The following is a 16,592-nucleotide window of genomic DNA, read 5'->3' on the forward strand; positions in this document are numbered from 1 at the left end:
GGGGGCAGGGGCGGGCGAAGGTGGTCGCGGAAGAAGGACCACGGGAGGTCGCCCCATGCCCGACGTACGCGGACCCTACGTGCCCGGCACGCCCTGCTGGGTGGATCTCGTGGTCCCCGACCAGCGCGAGGCCCTCGACCTGTACGGGGACCTCTTCGGCTGGGAGGGCGAGCCCGGGCCGCCGGAGACCGGCGGGTACGCCGTGTGCACGCTGCGCGGGAAGCCGGTCGCGGGGATCATGACCGCGATGACGGCCGAGGGCGGTTCCAAGCCGCCGCCCTCGTGGACCACCTACCTGGCCGTCGAGGACGCCGAGGCCGCGGTGCGCGCGATCTCCTCCGGCGGCGGCACGGTGCTCTACGACTGCATGGACGTCATGGACCTGGGCCGGATGGCCGTGCTGGCCGACTCCACGGGCGCGGTCTTCGGGCTGTGGCAGGCCAAGGAGTTCATCGGCTCGCAGGTCGTCAACGAGCCGGGCGCGGTGGTGTGGAACGAGCTCAACACCGCCGACCCGGACACGGCCGCCCGCTTCTACCGGCAGACGCTGGGCCTTTCCGCCGCCCCGATGGAGGAGGTGGAGGGCTACTTCTCCCTGCAGGCCGCCGGCCGGGTGGTCGGCGGGATGCAGGGGCTGGAGAACTCCCCGCCCGGCTCGCCCTCGCACTGGCTGACGTATTTCTCGGTCGACGACACCGACAGCACCGTCGACGCCCTGGTGCGGGCCGGCGGCTCGGTGCTCAAGCCGCCGTTCGACATGGTGGCCGGGCGGATGGCCGTCCTGCGGGACCCGCAGGGCGCCGTCTTCGCGGTGATCGACGCGACGGGGCCGGAGCCGCCCACCGCCTGAGGCTCACTGGTCGCCGACGGTGACCTTCCGGTCCTTCTTCAGCTGCTCGAAGAGCTGCTTGGACTTGGCCGTGTCCCACTTGACGGCCACGCCGTCGCTGCGGGTGGGCAGGTTGGGGTTGGAGATGGGCACGGTCATCTGCTTGCCGTCACCACCGGTGACACCCTTCATCGCCCAGAACATCGACGTCAGGTCCCACAGCTCCATGTCCTTGTCGACGATGAGCGTCTCCAGGCCCGAGCCGATCACCGGGTAGAGCCGGAAGGGGTTGAGGATCGTCGAGGGGGAGGCGGCCTGCTTCGCGAGGGTGTTGAGGAACTTCTGCTGGTTGCGCATCCGGCCCAGGTCCTGGTCGGCCTCCTGGTGCCGCTGGCGGACGAAGGCGAGGGACTGCGCGCCGTTGAGCTCCTGGCAGCCGGCCTTGAAGTCCGCGCCCGAGTCGCGGTCCTTCAGCGGCTTGTCCAGGCACATCTCCACGCCGCCGAGCGCGTCGACGAGGTTGCGGAAGCCGCCGAAGCCGATCTCCGCGTAGTGGTCGATGCGCAGGCCGGTGTTGTACTCGATGGTCTGCGCCAGCAGCTCGGGTCCGCCGTCGGAGTACGCCTGGTTGAGCTTGTGGGTCGAGGCCGGGAAGCGCTTGCCGGACTGCTTGCCCGTGAAGGCGGGGATGGTCACGTACGAGTCGCGCGGCAGGCTCAGCATCGTAGTGCCGTTGGAGCCGGTGTGCAGGATCATCATCGAGTCGGTGCGCTTGCCGTCGGCCGACCCGGTGTGCAGTTCCTTCTTGTCCTCGTCCGACAGGCCCTCGCGGCTGTCGGAGCCGACGATCAGGTAGTTCGTACCCTCGCCCGCCGGCGGCCGGTCGGGCACCGAGGAGAGGTCGACCTCGCGGCGCAGCTTGCCGTCGGCCCAGAAGTAGGTGCCCACGGAGACCACGACCAGGCCGGTGACCAGCGCGATCGCCCCGATCTTCAGCCGCTTGCGCCAGTCGGGGGCGGCGGTCCTGCCGCGCCGTCCGGGGGCGAGCGGCCCGGCGGGGCCCGCGCCCGGCCGCCCGTAGACCTGTCCGGCCGAGTAGCCGTCGGCCTCCGGGGGGCCGCCCTGGGGGCCGGGCCCGTGCGGGGCGTCGTAGCCACGGGGCGGCTGGTACTGCGCGGGCGGGCCCGCACGGCGTGTGTGCGTCCGCCCATCGGGCCAATCACTCATGCTCCCGAGTGTGCCTTCCGTGGCGCCCGGTCTCCCAGGGTGCGGACGGAACCGGGGCAGTGCTGTTGCAGAGCTGATGCAAACGCCGCGGGTGGGCCCGGGCCCGCATACAGTGGTGGACATGACCAATCAGGACCGGAACCCGGAGTCCGACATACCGGGCAAGCCGACCTCGGCGTCCCGCACGACGCTGTCCCACATCATGACCAACAACGACACCAACCTGCTGGGCACCGTCCACGGTGGCGTGATCATGAAACTGGTGGACGACGTCGCCGGTGCGGTCGCCGGCCGGCACTCCGGCGGGCCCGCCGTCACCGCCTCGATGGACGAGATGGCCTTCCTCGAACCGGTACGCGTCGGCGACCTCGTCCACGTGAAGGCCCAGGTGAACTGGACCGGGCGCAGCTCCATGGAGATCGGCGTGCGCGTGCTGGCCGAGCGCTGGAACGAGGCCGCGCCGCCCGTCCAGGTCGGCAGCGCCTACCTGGTCTTCGCCGCGGTCGACGGCGACGGCAAGCCGCGCGCCGTACCCCAGGTGCTCCCCGAGACCGAGCGCGACCGCCGCCGCTACCAGGAGGCCCAGATCCGCCGCACCCACCGGCTCGCCCGGCGCCGCGCGATCATGGAGCTCCGCCAGAACCGGGCCGCCGAGGGCATCGAGGACTGAGCCGCTCCCCCGTCCTCCCTCACCCCTCCGGGCAGACCGCCTGGTCGCCGGTGACCACCGACAGGCCGCCCGGCTGCTCCGGGGGCTGCTCGGCGCGCACGGGGTGCACCCGCGTGAAGTCGGTGCCGAGGACCACCTGCAGCACGGGTCCCTGGCCGGGCACCGGGCGCAGCTCGGCGCCCGGCAGGGCGGCGGCCAGCGAGCGGGCCGAGCGGTCCCAGCGCGGGTCGTAGGTGATCAGGGTGCGCGGGGTGGCCGGCGGCGGTGCGTCGGCGGGCCGGCCGGTGGTGAGGAAACCGGTGGCGCGCAGCGCGTCGTCGGCGCTCTTGGCCAGCCCGGTGCGGCCGGTGCCGTTGAGGACCTGCACCCGGATGCGCTCCGGCGGCACCTCGACGCGGGTCGGCGGCTGCCCCTGGGGCTTGGCGTCCTGCACCCGGTGCGGGGCGCGCGGGATGGCGTTGACGGGCCGGTCCTCGCGCAGGGCCTGGAAGAGCTTGCCGGCGGCGGCCTCGTCCCAGCGCACGGTGGAGCCGATGCCCGGTACGGGGAAGTCGGCGACCGCCACCGGTACGGAGGTGAACTCGGCGGACGCCGGAGTCAGGCCCCGCATGGCCCGGCCGAGGTCGACGAGGTCGGCGGTGCCCAGGCCCCGGTCGGCGCGGACCGAGCCGCTGACGGTGGAGGCGACCTGCCGGAACTTCACCGGGTTCAGCAGGACGCCGCCGTCGGTGGCCCGGTGCATGAGCGAGGCGAGGAAGCGCTGCTGGCGCTGCATGCGGCCGAGGTCGGCGGCGCCGTCCAGGTGCCGGGAGCGCACGTACTGCAGGGCCTGCCCGCCGTCGAGGGTGCTGGTGCCGGCCGGCAGGTCCAAACCGGTGTAGGTGTCGTGCAGCGGCCGGGCACTGCAGACCTGGACGCCGCCGACGGCGTCGACGGTCTTCATGAAGCTGGTGAAGTCGACCTCCATGTAGTGGTCGATGTGCACACCCGTGAGGCGCTCGACGGAGCGCACGGTCAGGCCGGGGCCGCCCTCGGCGTAGGCGGCGTTGAGTTTCTGCCCGTGGGCCGGGCGGATGCGGCCGGTCTCGTCGGTGCGCTCGGGGAGCTCGATGTAGGTGTCGCGGGGCAGTCCGACGACGGTGGCCCGCTCGCGGTCGGCCGACAGGTGCACCAGCATCATCGTGTCGGTGCAGTGGCAGGGCACCCCGCCCAGGTGGTAGCGCTGCCGCTCCTCCTCGGTGATCCTGTCGCGACCGTCGGTGCCGACGAGCAGGACGTTGGTGCCGCGGCTGACCTGGGGCCGGTTGGACAGCCCGCCGAAGGGGTCCACCCGGCCGATGCCGCCGGCGAAGCCGGTGACCACGGCGTGCCCGATGCCCCCGGTGCCCAGCACGGCCAGGGCGGCCCCGGTGGCCAGCCGCATGCCCCAGCGCGGGCGGCGGGCGGCGGGCCGGCGGTGGCGGATCGGGCGGCGGTGGGGCGGACAGGTGCGCAAGGAGCGGTCGGGTGCGGTCACTGCGTAACCTCCGCGACGGTCGGGGAGCACGGCGGGGGAAGCTCGCGCACTGCAGCAGCACGGTAGGCCCATACGATGAACTGTCCGCGGCCCCACGCCGTCCGGGGCGGCCCCACCACCCGGCCGGGGCGGAGCCGCTTCGCCCATTGGCGGTAACGTGGCCGGGTCCCCGGCCCCCGTACTCCCGAGGAACCATGCCCGATCAGCAGCTGCCAGCCGTTTCCGTGATCATGCCGGTGCTCAATGAAGAACGGCATCTGCGCACCTCCGTGCGGCACATCCTGGAGCAGGAGTATGCCGGTGAGCTGGAGGTGGTCATCGCCCTCGGTCCGTCCACGGACCGCACCGACGAGATCGCCGCGGAGCTGGTCCGGGAGGATCCCCGGGTCCACACCGTGCCGAATCCCTCGGGTCGCACCCCCGCGGCGCTGAACGCGGCGATCAAGGCCTCGCGTCACCCGATCGTGGTACGGGTCGACGGCCACGGCATGCTCTCCCCGGACTACATCGCCACGGCCGTGCGGCTGCTGGAGGAGACCGGCGCCCAGAACGTGGGCGGCATCATGCACGCCGAGGGCGAGAACGACTGGGAGCGGGCCGTCGCCGCGGCGATGACCTCGCGCATCGGCGTGGGCAACGCCGCCTTCCACACCGGCGGCGCGGCCGGGCCGGCCGAGACCGTCTACCTGGGCGTCTTCCGGCGCGAGGTGCTGGAGACGCAGGGCGGCTACAACGAGGAGTTCATCCGCGCCCAGGACTGGGAGCTGAACTTCCGCATCCGTGAGGCCGGCGGGCTGATCTGGTTCTCGCCGGAGCTCAAGGTCTCCTACCGCCCCCGCCCGAACGTCAAGGAGCTGGCCAAGCAGTACCGCAACTACGGCCGCTGGCGGCACGTGGTGGCCCGCTACCACCAGGGCTCGATCAACCTGCGCTACCTGGCCGCGCCGGCCGCGGTCTGCGCGATCGCGGCCGGCGCGGTGGTGGGCGCGACCGTCACCCCGTGGGGCTTCGTCGTGCCCGCCGGCTACCTCGCGGCCATCACCGCCGGCTCCGTGCCGGCGGGCAAGGGCCTGCCGGCCGGGGCCCGGGTGCGGATCCCGCTGGCGCTGGCCACGATGCACATGTCGTGGGGCTACGGCTTCCTCACCAGTCCCCGCTCGCTGGCCAGGAAGGTCATCGCCAGCCGCCGCCCGGCAGTGAAGTAGCGGTCGAGCGGCGGCGAAGCAGCCGCACAGGAGGCCGACCCGGTCAGTCGCGATCAGTAGCGATTGGCCGGGTTGACCTTCATGCAGGCCGAGGTGTCGGCGCCGTTGAGCGGGTCCGAGCTCTCGGGGGCCTTGTTGTCGCCGTCCTTCTTCCCCTCCCCGGGCTTGGCGGAGGCGGAGGGGGACGCGGAGGCCGACGCCGAGGCGCCCGGCTCGGGCGTGGTGGCGGCGTCGTCCGCCGCGGCCTTGGGGTACGTCGTGCCCGTACGCCAGTCCCCGCCGACCACGAGCGTGATCTGCCGGACCTCGGGCGAGTGGCGCACCGCGCTCTCCGGCAGGCCGAGGGCCTTGGCCACGGCGAGTGCGTCGGCGCGCTGGGTGGCCCGGGGGTAGGTGATCGTGGTGTCGGCCTGGGCGCGCGGGGTGGAGTCGGCGATCGCCTTGGTGAAGCCCTGCTTGACCAGGAGGGCGGCGATGTCGGAGCCGCGGCCGGTGGCGGGCGGCTCGACGGCGGTGCCGGTGCCGTTGAAGACGGTGACGGCGATGTCGGCCTTGCGGGTGGCGGGCACGGTGGGCACGCCGGCCTTGTCGTCCTTCTTCTTGTCCTTGCCGTCGAGGGCGATGTCGTTGCGGACGAGCGAGAAGAGCTTGTCGGCGTCGCCGGGCTTGGGGATGACGTGCGCGTCCGGGTCCTGCGGGTCGGTGGCCCACGGCATGGTGGTCATGGTGATCCGGTTGGAGGGCACGCGCTTGATGTCGTCGGCGAGGCCGTAGAGGGCCTTGACCGAGCCGAGGTCCTTGTCGACGGTCAGGGCCTTGGTGGCGGCCTCGGCGAGGTCGGTGAGCTGGCCGGGGTCGGAGAGCTTGGTGCCGGCCTTGAGCTGGCGGACCATCGCGTTCATGTACATGTGCTGCGCGTGGGTGCGGCCGATGTCGCTGCCGTCCTCGAAGCCGTGCCGGGTGCGCAGCCACTGCAGGGCCTGCTTGCCCTTGATGGTGTGGCTGCCCTTGGGCAGCTGCAGCCCGGACTTCTCGTCGCGGACGTTCGCGTCGACGCAGACGGGGACGCCGCCGACGGCGTCGGCCATGTTCACCACGCCCGAGAAGTCGATCATCATGAAGTGGTCGACGGGGATGCCGGTGAGCTCCTCCCAGGTGGCGACCGTGCAGCCGGGGCCGCCGTTGACCAGGCTGGTGTTGATGATCTGGCGGTTGGTCTCCTTGTAGACCTTGCCGGTGTCGGGGTCGGTGCACTTGGGGATCGTCACGCGGGTGTCGCGCGGGACGGATATGACCGACATGTTGCTGCGGTCGGCCGAGACGTGGACGAGCATCTGCACGTCGGCCAGCGGCGGGCGGTCGGCGTCGTCGCGGGCGCCGCCGAGGTCCTGGTTCTCCTTGCTGCCGCGGCTGTCGGAGCCCAGGAGGAGGATGTTCAGCGGGCGCTGGCCGTCGGCGTTGGCGGCGCTGCGGTCGAGCTGCTTGTCGCCGAGGTTGAGCTTGTTCTTCTTGATGTTGTCGTTGAGGTGCTGGTAGTAGAGCCAGCCCGCCGCGGCCACGCCGAGGATCAGGACGGCGAGGCCGAGGGCGGTCCAGCGCAGGATCCGGCCGATGCGGCGGCGGGGCCGGCCGCCGCCGCGCCGGCGGTCGCCCGCCGGGCGTGCGGCGGGGCCGGGTATCGCGCCGGATCCGGCCTCCTCGGCGCCGTCCTGGGCGCCGGCCTCGTCGTCGGTGCTCTCCTGCTCGGCGGAACGCTGCTTCGGCGCGGTCGCGGCGGCCTTGCCGGCCGCCTCATTCCGCGCACCACTGCTCTGCCGCATCGGGCCCTCCCCTTGGATGGTGCGTACCGGCCCGATGGGCAGACGTGTGTCCCGCTCGAGTCCTGCTACGTAATGAGATGCGAAAGAACCTCGTCAGGGTTCACTTTGCACAGATGTTCTCATCGTCCGCCTCGACCTTCTGAATCCCCTCCGGGGCCTTTTGCGGCGCGGTGACGGGAGTGCCCGCACCGTGGAAGTCGGCGCCGAGGGTGAGGGTCATCTCCGCGGTGGGCGCGGCGTCGGTCGCGGTCTGCTTGAGGGCGTCGGCGGGCAGGCCCATGTCCTCGGCCAGGCGGCGGGCCTGGTCGGCCTGGTTGGGGGCGAATTCCAGGACGGTCTTGTCCTTCTTGCCGCCCGCGGCGTTGCCGCCATTGCTGGTGTGGCCCATGCCCTTGGTGTTCTGCATCCAGGCGACGGTCTCCTGGGCGGCGCCGACCTTGCCGCTGCCGTTGAGGACCTTGACGCGCACCTGGGCGGGCGCGGCCTTGGGGCCCTGCAGGAGGGCGGCCTGCTTGGCGTCGGCCTCCTCCTTCTGCTTGCGCTCCTTCTCCTTGACCTCGGTCAGCGAGACGTCCTGGCGGACCATCGCGAACAGCGGCTCGGCCTTCGGCTTGTCCAGCACCACGGTCTTGTGGACCTTGCCCTCGGCCGGGTTGTCGACGACGGGCACGGTGGCGAAGGTGATGTTCTTCAGGTTGACCTTGCTGAGCTCCTTGGCCAGGCTCATGAGCTTGCTGATCGAACCTATGCCGGTGTCGACGGTGAGCGAGTTGGTCGCGGCGTCGCTGAGGTCGTAGAGCTTCTTGGGGTTGGAGAGGGTGTCGCCCGACTTCATCTTCCGGATCATCGAGCTCAGGAACTGCTGCTGCAGCTTGATGCGGTCCAGGTCACTCTCGAAGCCGACGCTGTGCCGGGTGCGGACGAACGCGAGCGCGTCCTCGCCCTGGATGCTGTGGTGGCCCTTGGAGAGCTTCAGGTGCGACTTGGGGTCGTTGATGTCCTTGGCGAGGCAGACGTCGACGCCGCCCACGGCCGCGGAGAGCTGCTTGACCGCGTTGAAGTCGGCCATCATGAAGTGGGTGACCTTCAGGCCGGTGAGCTGCTCGACCGTGCGCCAGGTGCAGCCCGGGTCGCGGTCCTCCTGGCCGAGGCTCTCGTTGAAGCGCACGCCCTTGGAACCGGGGATCGTCCGGGACTTGCCGCCCGCCTTGGTCGGGCAGTCCGGGATGTCGGTGATCATGTCGCGCGGGATGGACAGCGCCGTCGCGTTCGTCCGGTCCTCGGAGACGTGGAAGAGCAGGGTGGTGTCGGCGTGGCCGACGCTGCCGTCGTCGCCGTAGCCGGTGTTGCCCTTGCCGGAGCGCTTGTCCGTGCCGATCACCAGGATGTTGACCGGGCCGTCGATGACGGCGTCGTTGTTGATGCCGACGTCGACCTTGTCGATGTTGTTGTTGAAGTGCTGGTAGAGCAGGTACCCGCCCACCGAGCCGGCGACCAGCACGAAGCCCAGGGTGCCGCCGGTCCACATCAGGACCTTCTTCTTCCTGGTGGCCTGTTTCGGCTTGGGCCGCCGGCGCCCGGTCGCGGCCTTGGCCGCGGCACGGCGGCCGCCGCCCGCGCCGCGCTGCCCCGGCACGGTGCGGGTGCCCGGCTGCTTGCGGGGCGCGGCGGTGGCTCTGGCGGGGGCGGTGCGGCGGCTGGGTGCCGGGGTGGTGGGTCCGGAAGCGGCCCTGTCGGGGCTTGCGGGTTCATCGATACGCAGCTCGTAGCTGCCGGTGTCGGGGTCGAACACCCACTGGTCGGCGGGATCGATGCCGCCCGCTCGCCCACGGCCTTGCGCGTCCACGGTCGCTTGAGTCCTCCGTCGGTGCCACGCGGCGCCTACCCCCCATGAGGCGCACGAGAGTGTCGTTGGTGCAGTGCGCGGTCGGCCGGCAGTGCGCACCGGGATCGCTCACACTATCCGCCCAGTTCAGCGTCAAGCGACGCCCGTGACAAATTGCACTCCCCTACAACTGGGCAATCTGCCCAATCCCTTCGCGTGGACGGTCGCCCGGGCGCATCCGGGGACGGGGCGCCGACCGGGCCGTTCGCCCGTTTTTACCGCGTAGGTGATCGGTTGTCAGCCGCAGCTGCCGCGTGCCGCGGTGGTGCCCTCGTACGTGGGCGGGGCGGTCGGCAGCGGGGAGGGCGCGGTGGTGGTGGCGTAGGCGGACGGGGGCGGCGGCTGGGGCTCGGTGCCGTCGGTGCCCTCGGGTTCCGGTTCGCGGCGGGACAAGGCGGCGCCCGGCCGGTCGTCGGCGGGGCGGACGTGGGCGCTCAGCGTCACCCGGCGGTCCCTGCGCAGCTGTTCGAAGAGCTGGTCGGCGTCCGGCTGCACGAGCTCGTCGCGGGCGCTGTTGTACGGGTACGGCCGGCGCGGCACCGTCAGGAACTGCACGTGGTCGGCGGGGATGCCGCGCACGGTGCGCACGAGGTTGTACAGCCGCTTCAGCGAGCCGAGGCCGGGGTCGGTGGTCACCGACTTGGTGGCGGCGTCCAGCACGGGGTAGAGCCGGGCGGGGTTGAGCAGGACGCCCTCGCTCTGCACCTCCTGCACCAGGGCTCCCAGGAACTTCTGCTGGCGCCCCATGCGTTCGGTGTCGCTGCCGTCGCCGACGCCGTAGCGGGCCCGGACGTAGCCGAGGGCCTGTTCGCCGTTGAGCACCTGCCGCCCGGCGGGCAGCGAGAGGCGGGCCTCGCGGTCCTCCATGGGCCGGTTCAGGCAGACCTCGACCCCGTCGACCGCGTCGACCATGCGCTTGAAGCCGTTGAAGTCCAGGACGACGTGATGGTCGATCCGGATCCGGGTGATGCTCTCGACGGTACGGATGGTGCAGGCGGTGCCCGCGAGCTCGTACGCCCAGTTGAACTGGGCGAAGCGCTCATTGGTGTACGTACCGTCGGGCTTGCGGCAGCTGGGGATGGTCGCCATCAGGTCGCGCGGGAGGCTGACGGCGGTCGCGCTCTTCCGGTCGGCGGCCAGGTGCAGCAGGATCGTGGTGTCCGAGCGCTGGCTGTCATCGGCGCCGCCGTACTGGCCGTTGCCGGTGCCGCTGCGGGTGTCCGAGCCGATGATCAGGATGTTCTGGGCGCCGGCGACCAGGGCACTGGGCCGCTCCTTCTCCCAGCGGCGCAGCTCCTCCTCGGTCGCGGTGTCGGTGTGGATGTTGCCGTTGAGGCGCTGGTAGAGGAACCAGCCGAGCGCCGTGGACCCGAGCAGCAGCACCGCGAGGAGCGCTGCGGCGCCGCGCAGCCAGCGGCGCCGGCGGCGCCGGGGCAGGCCCGGCCGGCCGAGCGGCCCCCGGACCCCGGGGCGGTTCGGCCGGCCGGGCGTACCGGGGCCGGGCGTCACGGCTGGCGTGCGTCCCTCCTGCGCGACGGGCTTGCGGTCCGTGCGGCCCGCGGGGAGCCGCACCTACCGCCGATCATCGCGCGGGTGCGGCGCTCCGGCAGCGTCAGAGGGCCGTCACGGTGACGCGCTCGTCCGCGCACCGCCGCTCCAGCGCCTCGGGGGAGAGCCGGTCGAGGTGGCGGCACAGCACGACGGAGCCGCCCGCGGCGAGCGGGGCGTACAGGCCGGCGGACAGGCCCTCCCAGCCGTCGTAGCCCTGGGCGGACAGGACGCGCGAGCCGGGCCCCAGGCCGTCCCGGGCGGCGTCGGCGCGGGCCTGCGCGACCAGCTGCTCCCCCGTCAGTTCCAGGCCGCCGACGACGAGCGCCGGGGCGGTGGGGTCCACGGGGGCGTACGGGGCGAACCGGTCGCCCTGGGAGGGGACCTCGACGGCGTAGTCGGCGAAGCCGGCCGGCGGCTGGGGGAAGCGGCCGCCCAGGGGGCGCAGGGCCAGCGCCACGCGCTCCCCGGAGCAGGCCCGCGCCCGCTCCAGGTCGTCGGGGCCGCTGACGACGAGGTCCGCCGCGGCCGGGTCGCCGCCGAGGTCGGCGGTGACCCCGACGGAGGAGGCGGCGATCAGCCAGACGGCGGTCTGCCAGTGCGCCGGAAGGAGCAGGGCGAGGCGGTCGCCGGGTCCGGCGTTCAGGTCGTCCTGGAGGAGGTTGGCGGTCTTCGCCACCCAATTGGCGAAGGTGGCCACGGACAGTTCGACGCGTTCGCCGGTGGCGTCGTCGTAGAAGGTCACCAGGGGGCGCGAGGGATCCGCGGCGAGCGCGGAACGCAGCAGGTCGGCGGGGGTGCGGTCGGTGGCGTTCATCGGCGCCAGGGTACGCGGCGGGCCCGTCTGACGGGTGGTCGGACCGGTCGCGGGGCGGCCCTGGCCGCCCGACTCGCCGTCAGGCGAGGAATGGACAGACAAGTACCGATATGTCCACGATTTCTGGCATGCGCGGAAATCTCGTCTCCCCGGCCGCCGCTGCGTGCGCCGCGGTCCTGGCCCTGCCCTTCCTCGCCACCCCGGCCGCACCGGCCCCGGCGACGCGCACCCGGCCCGGCGTCCCCGCCGTACCGCCCGTCCCCCGCGTTCACATGACGCACACCGGCGTACCGCGCCACGGCACCCGGGTGCTGCCGGGCTCGCCCGCCGCCGTGCCGGGCAGCACCCACTCGCTGCGCCTGCGGCCGCTGGGCGCCCCCGCCGGGGCGCCCGGACGGGGCCGGCCGCGCGGCCCGCAGGGGCTGCCGGCCCGCGCGGTCGCGCCGTTCTCCCTGGTCGGCATCGTCTGGGACGACCCCCGCACCGAGCTGCACGGCCGGGCCCAGGTACGCACCCGCGCGCTGGGCAGCAGCACCTGGTCCGAGTGGCAGGACGTGCAGACGCACGACGACGACCGCCCCGACCTCGACTCCCCAGAGGCCCGGCGCGGCAGCCTGCGCGGCGCCACCGCGCCGCTGTGGGTGGGCGCCTCCGACGCCGTGGAGGTCAGGGTGCAGCCCGAGACCAAACCCGTCGCGCAGGGCTCCCAGGCCACGGGCCGGCCCGAGGCGCAGGTGCGGCCGCTGCCCGGCGGGCTGCGCGTCGAGCTCGTCGACCCCGGCCGCGATCCGCGCCGGGCCGCGGGGCGGGCGCGGGGCGCGAGCATCACCCCGGCGCCGCCCACGGAGCAGGAGAACGCCGCCTCCGCGGCCAACCTCCCCCTGGCCCCCCTGGGCGCCACCGAGATCCCCGCGCTCGGCCGGCCCGACTCCGCCCGCGACATCGCCGCCACCAAGGTGGAGCCGGCCGGCGTCGCGGAGGACAAGCCGATCTCCGACGGGCACGGCGCCCCCGACCCGGAGGGCGACGACGGACTGTCCCCGCCGACCGGCCTCGACGACGGCGACGGCACCGCCGACGTCACCGAGCCCTCCGGTCGCTTCGTCGGGCCGCGGCCCCGCATCGTCACCCGGGCCGGCTGGGGCGCCGACGAGTCGCTGCGCGAGCGCGGCTTCCCGTACGACAAGAAAGTGCGGGCCGCGTTCGTCCACCACACCGCCTCCGGCAACGGCTACAGCTGCGCGCAGTCCGCCTCCGTCATCCGCGGTATCTACCGCTACCACGTGGTGAGCAGCGGCTGGCGGGACGTGGGCTACAACTTCCTCGTGGACAAGTGCGGCACCGTCTACGAGGGCCGGGCAGGCGGTGTGGCGAAACCCGTCAGAGGTGCCCATACTCTCGGTTTCAACACCAACAGCATGGGAATCGCCGTGCTCGGCACCTTTGGGAGGAGCAGCCCGACCGCGGCCGCACTCGACGCCATCGCGACCCTGACCGCCTGGAAGCTCGGCCTCTACGACGTCAACCCCCTCGGCACCGCCTCCCTGGTCTCCGCCGGCGGCAACCGCTTCAAGAAGGGCACCACGGCACGGCTCAAGGCGATCTCCGGACACCGCGACGGCTTCACCACCGAATGCCCCGGCGACCGGCTCTACGCCCGGCTGCCCCAGGTGCGCGCGCAGGCGGCCCGGCTGCAGGGCCGCTGACCGGAACGCGCCCGCACCCGGCCCGCGAGCGGTGACCGGGCGCGGGCGGAAGCACACGTTCTGCGTACACTGGCCGCCGATCACGGGCCGGCCCCAGCAGGAAGCAGAGACGATTACGTGACGAAGCTGTCTTCTTCGCCAGAAGCGATCCTCCTGGTCGGCGGCAAGGGAACGCGACTGCGCCCGCTCACGGTGCACACGCCCAAGCCCATGATCCCGGCGGCCGGCGTGCCCTTCCTCACCCACCAGCTGGCCCGCGCCCGGGCCGCGGGCGTCGAGCACATCGTGATGGCCACCTCCTACCTGGCCGAGGTCTTCGAGCCGTACTTCGGCGACGGCTCCGCCCTCGGGCTGCACCTGGAGTACGTGACCGAGGAGGAGCCGCTGGGCACCGGCGGCGCCATCCGCAACGTCGCCTCGCGCCTGCACTCCGGGCCAAACGACCCGGTGCTGATCTTCAACGGCGACATCCTCACCGGCCTGGACATCGAGGCCCTGGTGGACACCCACCGCACCACCGGCGCCGACGTCTCCCTGCACCTGACGCGGGTGGCCGACCCGCGGGCCTTCGGACTGGTGCCGACCGACGCCACCGGGCGCGTCACCGCCTTCCTGGAGAAGCCGCAGACGCCCGAGGAGATCGTCACCGACCAGATCAACGCGGGCGCCTACGTCTTCAATCGCTCCGTGATCGACACCATCCCGGCCGGCCGGCCGGTCTCCGTGGAGCGCGAGACCTTCCCCGGGCTGCTGGCCGCCGGCGCCCACCTGCAGGGCATGGTCGACTCCACGTACTGGCTGGACCTCGGCACGCCGCAGGCGTTCGTCCGCGGCTCGGCGGACCTCGTGCTGGGCCGCGCCCCCTCCCCGGCCGTGCCCGGGCGCTGCGGCGACCGGCTGGTCCTCGACGGTGCCCGGGTGGCCCCGGACGCCAAGATCATGGGCGGCACGGTCGTCGGCGCCGGCGCCCGCATCGACCCCGGCGCGCGCATCGACGGCAGCACCGTGCTCGACGGCGCGATCGTCGAGGCGGGCGCGGCCGTCCGCGACTCCCTCATCGGCGCGGGCGCGCGCATCGGGGCGCGCACGGTCCTCGACGGCGCGGTCGTCGGCGACGGCGCCGTGGTCGGCGCGGACAACGAGCTCGGCGCCGGCGCCCGGGTGTGGTGCGGGGCGACCATCCCCGACGGCGCGATCCGCTTCTCGTCGGACCAGTAGCCTCCCCGGCCCGGGGGCCCGATCACACGCGTACCCTGGCCACGATGGCAAGGCGTACGTGGGTCCCCGGCGGGGCACTGGACCTCGGGGTGACGCTCGGCGTGCTCGGGCGGGGGCCCGGGGATCCGGCGTTCCGGGTGTGTCCCGACGGGACGCTGTGGCGGGCCAGCCGGACGCCCGAGGGGCCCGGCACGCTGTGCCTGGCCGCCCGCGGCGGCGCCGTGGAGGCCGAGGCGTGGGGGCCCGGGGGCGACTGGCTGCTCGACCGGCTGCCCGCGCTGCTCGGCGCGGACGACGACCCCTCCGCCTTCGTCCCCCGGCACCGGCTGCTGCACGAGGCGCACCGGCGTCACCCCGGGCTGCGGCTGGCCCGCACCGGGCTGGTGCTGGAGTCGCTGATCCCCTCGATCCTGGAGCAGAAGGTCACCAGCGACGAGGCGTACCGCGCCTGGCGGCTGCTGCTGCAGCGCTTCGGGGAGCCCGCGCCGGGGCCCTCGCCCCGGATGCGGGTGATGCCCGATCCGCGGGGGTGGGCGCTGGTGCCGTCCTGGGAGTGGCACAAGGCCGGGGTCGACGACAAGCGCGCGGCGACGATCGTGCGCGCGGCCCGGGCGGCCGCCCGCCTGGAGGAGGCGGCCGCGATGCCGGATGCGCAGGCCGCCGCCCGGTTGCAGGCCGTGCCCGGCATCGGCCCGTGGACGGCCGCCGAGACGCTGCAGCGCAGCAACGGTTCCCCCGACGCGGTGACCATCGGGGACCTGCACCTGCCGCGGATCGTGGGATACGCCCTCACGGGGTTCCGGGGTGCGGACGATGCGGCGATGCTCGAGCTGCTGGAGCCGTACGCGGGGCAGCGGCACCGGGCGTGCCGGCTGATCCTGCTGAGCGGCGTCCGGCTGCCCCGGCGCGAGCCGCGCTTCTCGGGCCGGGACTTCCGGGCGATCTAGGCGCTCCGGTTACGCGCCGTCCAGCGCGTCGATCGTGGCGATCGACGGGCCCCGGCGGGCGGAGACCTCGCGGGCGACCGCCTCGGCGTCGCGCAGCACCCGGACGGCGTTGTGCCAGGTGAGCTTGGCCAGGTCGGCCTCGGACCAGCCGCGGCGCAGCAGCTCGGCGACGAGGTTGGGGTAGCCCGAGACGTCGGCCAGGCCCTCGGGGGTGAAGGCCGTGCCGTCGTAGTCGCCGCCGAGGCCGATGTGGTCGATGCCGGCGACCTCGCGCATGTGGTCGAGGTGGTCGGCGACCGTCTCCACTGTGGCCAGGGGGCGCGGGTTGCCCGCCTCGAAGGCGCGGTGCACGGCCATGGCCGCGGGTGTGGTGTCGAGGTGGTGCAGGCCGTGGGCCCGCATGTTCTCGTCCGCCGCCTTCGTCCAGGCGACCGCCGCGGGCAGGACGAACTTCGGGACGAACGTCGCCATCGCCACGCCGCCGTTGGCGGGGAGCGCCGCCAGCACGTCGTCGGGGATGTTGCGCGGGTGGTCGCACACGGCGCGGGCCGAGGAGTGCGAGAAGATCACCGGCGCCTCGCTGACCCGCAGCGCGTCGCGCATGGTGCTCGCGGCGACGTGCGAGAGGTCGACGAGCATGCCGAGGCGGTTCATCTCGCGGACGACCTCCTCGCCGAAGCGGGTGAGGCCGCCGGCGACCGGTTCGTCGGTCGCGGAGTCCGCCCAGGGCACGTTGTCGTTGTGGGTGAGCGTCAGGTAGCGCACGCCGAGGCGGTGCAGGGCGCGCAGCGTGGCGAGGGAGCAGTTGATGCTGTGCCCGCCCTCGGCGCCCATCAGGCAGGCGATGCGTCCCTCGGCCCGGGCGGCCTCCATGTCGTCGGCGGTCAGCGCCGCGCGCAGCTGGTCCGGGTGGCGCTCGACGAGCCGGCGGACGACGTCGATCTGCTCCAGCGTGGCGCTGACCGCGTCGTCGCCGGACATGCCGGTGCGCACGTACACCGACCAGAACTGCGCCCCGACCCCGCCGGCGCGCAGCCGGGGCAGGTCGGTGTGCAGGTGGGCGCTCTGGTCGGTGGCGATGTCGCGCCGGTCGAGGTCGTAGCGGACCTGCTCGCGCAGGGCCCAGGGCAGGTCGTTGTGGCCGTCCACGACGGGGTGGGCGGCGAGCAGGTCGCGGGCGCGGGCGAGCGGGTCGGTCACGGCG

Annotated in this window: 13 protein-coding genes; 6 read left to right on the forward strand and 7 right to left on the reverse strand. The window is 73.4% G+C overall.

The window, feature by feature from the left end; genetic code table 11:
• The first annotated feature begins 55 nt into the window (after positions 1 to 55).
• The gene (locus tag AC27L3_RS22145; RefSeq protein ID WP_487235793.1) at positions 56 to 850 is read left to right on the forward strand and encodes a VOC family protein; all 795 of its coding nucleotides are present in this window, start codon (positions 56 to 58) and stop codon (positions 848 to 850) included.
• Between the two features lie 3 nt (positions 851 to 853).
• Here the strand turns inward: AC27L3_RS22145 and AC27L3_RS22150 are convergent, their stop codons facing one another.
• Positions 854 to 2,056 (reverse strand): LCP family protein, encoded by a 1,203-nt coding sequence (locus AC27L3_RS22150; RefSeq protein WP_487235794.1) that lies wholly within the window; start codon positions 2,054 to 2,056, stop codon positions 854 to 856.
• Positions 2,057 to 2,177: 121 nt separating this feature from the next.
• On the opposite strand from AC27L3_RS22150, the gene AC27L3_RS22155 reads away from it, so the two are divergent.
• Entirely contained in the window at positions 2,178 to 2,726 is a 549-nt protein-coding gene (locus AC27L3_RS22155) for an acyl-CoA thioesterase (protein WP_487235795.1), read from the forward strand.
• Between the two features lie 19 nt (positions 2,727 to 2,745).
• Here AC27L3_RS22155 and AC27L3_RS22160 read toward each other — a convergent pair whose 3' ends face one another.
• Complete coding sequence (locus AC27L3_RS22160; RefSeq protein ID WP_487235796.1) at positions 2,746 to 4,242, reverse strand: LCP family protein; 1,497 nt, start codon at positions 4,240 to 4,242, stop codon at positions 2,746 to 2,748.
• 194 nt (positions 4,243 to 4,436) lie between these two features.
• Here AC27L3_RS22160 and AC27L3_RS22165 point away from each other — a divergent pair, with 194 nt between their 5' ends.
• On the forward strand, positions 4,437 to 5,447 hold the full coding sequence (locus AC27L3_RS22165; protein ID WP_487235797.1) for a glycosyltransferase family 2 protein: 1,011 nt from the start codon (positions 4,437 to 4,439) through the stop codon (positions 5,445 to 5,447).
• Positions 5,448 to 5,500: 53 nt separating this feature from the next.
• Here AC27L3_RS22165 and AC27L3_RS22170 read toward each other — a convergent pair whose 3' ends face one another.
• From AC27L3_RS22170 to AC27L3_RS22185, 4 genes are all read right to left on the reverse strand, one after another.
• Positions 5,501 to 7,267, reverse strand: a complete 1,767-nt coding sequence (locus tag AC27L3_RS22170; protein ID WP_487235798.1) for an LCP family protein — start codon at positions 7,265 to 7,267, stop codon at positions 5,501 to 5,503.
• Positions 7,268 to 7,367: 100 nt separating this feature from the next.
• Positions 7,368 to 9,113: an LCP family protein gene (locus AC27L3_RS22175; RefSeq protein WP_487235799.1), complete on the reverse strand. Its 1,746-nt coding sequence runs from the start codon at positions 9,111 to 9,113 to the stop codon at positions 7,368 to 7,370.
• 276 nt (positions 9,114 to 9,389) lie between these two features.
• Positions 9,390 to 10,661 carry an LCP family protein gene (locus AC27L3_RS22180; RefSeq protein ID WP_487235800.1) on the reverse strand — a complete coding sequence of 424 codons (1,272 nt, stop codon included), beginning with the start codon at positions 10,659 to 10,661 and terminating at the stop codon, positions 9,390 to 9,392.
• 103 nt (positions 10,662 to 10,764) lie between these two features.
• A complete protein-coding gene (locus tag AC27L3_RS22185) occupies positions 10,765 to 11,517 on the reverse strand; it encodes a TIGR03089 family protein (protein WP_487235801.1) in 753 nt (250 codons plus the stop codon).
• Between the two features lie 128 nt (positions 11,518 to 11,645).
• Here AC27L3_RS22185 and AC27L3_RS22190 point away from each other — a divergent pair, with 128 nt between their 5' ends.
• The 3 genes from AC27L3_RS22190 (at position 11,646) to AC27L3_RS22200 (ending at position 15,388) form a co-directional block, all read left to right on the forward strand.
• Positions 11,646 to 13,223 carry a peptidoglycan recognition protein family protein gene (locus AC27L3_RS22190; protein WP_487235802.1) on the forward strand — a complete coding sequence of 526 codons (1,578 nt, stop codon included), beginning with the start codon at positions 11,646 to 11,648 and terminating at the stop codon, positions 13,221 to 13,223.
• Positions 13,224 to 13,349: 126 nt separating this feature from the next.
• The gene (gene manB, locus AC27L3_RS22195; protein ID WP_487235866.1) at positions 13,350 to 14,441 is read left to right on the forward strand and encodes a mannose-1-phosphate guanylyltransferase; all 1,092 of its coding nucleotides are present in this window, start codon (positions 13,350 to 13,352) and stop codon (positions 14,439 to 14,441) included.
• Between the two features lie 44 nt (positions 14,442 to 14,485).
• The gene (locus AC27L3_RS22200) at positions 14,486 to 15,388 is read left to right on the forward strand and encodes a DNA-3-methyladenine glycosylase family protein (protein WP_487235803.1); all 903 of its coding nucleotides are present in this window, start codon (positions 14,486 to 14,488) and stop codon (positions 15,386 to 15,388) included.
• Positions 15,389 to 15,397: 9 nt separating this feature from the next.
• Here the strand turns inward: AC27L3_RS22200 and AC27L3_RS22205 are convergent, their stop codons facing one another.
• Positions 15,398 to 16,588: a dipeptidase gene (locus AC27L3_RS22205; protein ID WP_487235804.1), complete on the reverse strand. Its 1,191-nt coding sequence runs from the start codon at positions 16,586 to 16,588 to the stop codon at positions 15,398 to 15,400.
• Positions 16,589 to 16,592 lie beyond the last annotated feature (4 nt).

Source organism: Streptomyces sp. PKA51, assembly GCF_057552455.1.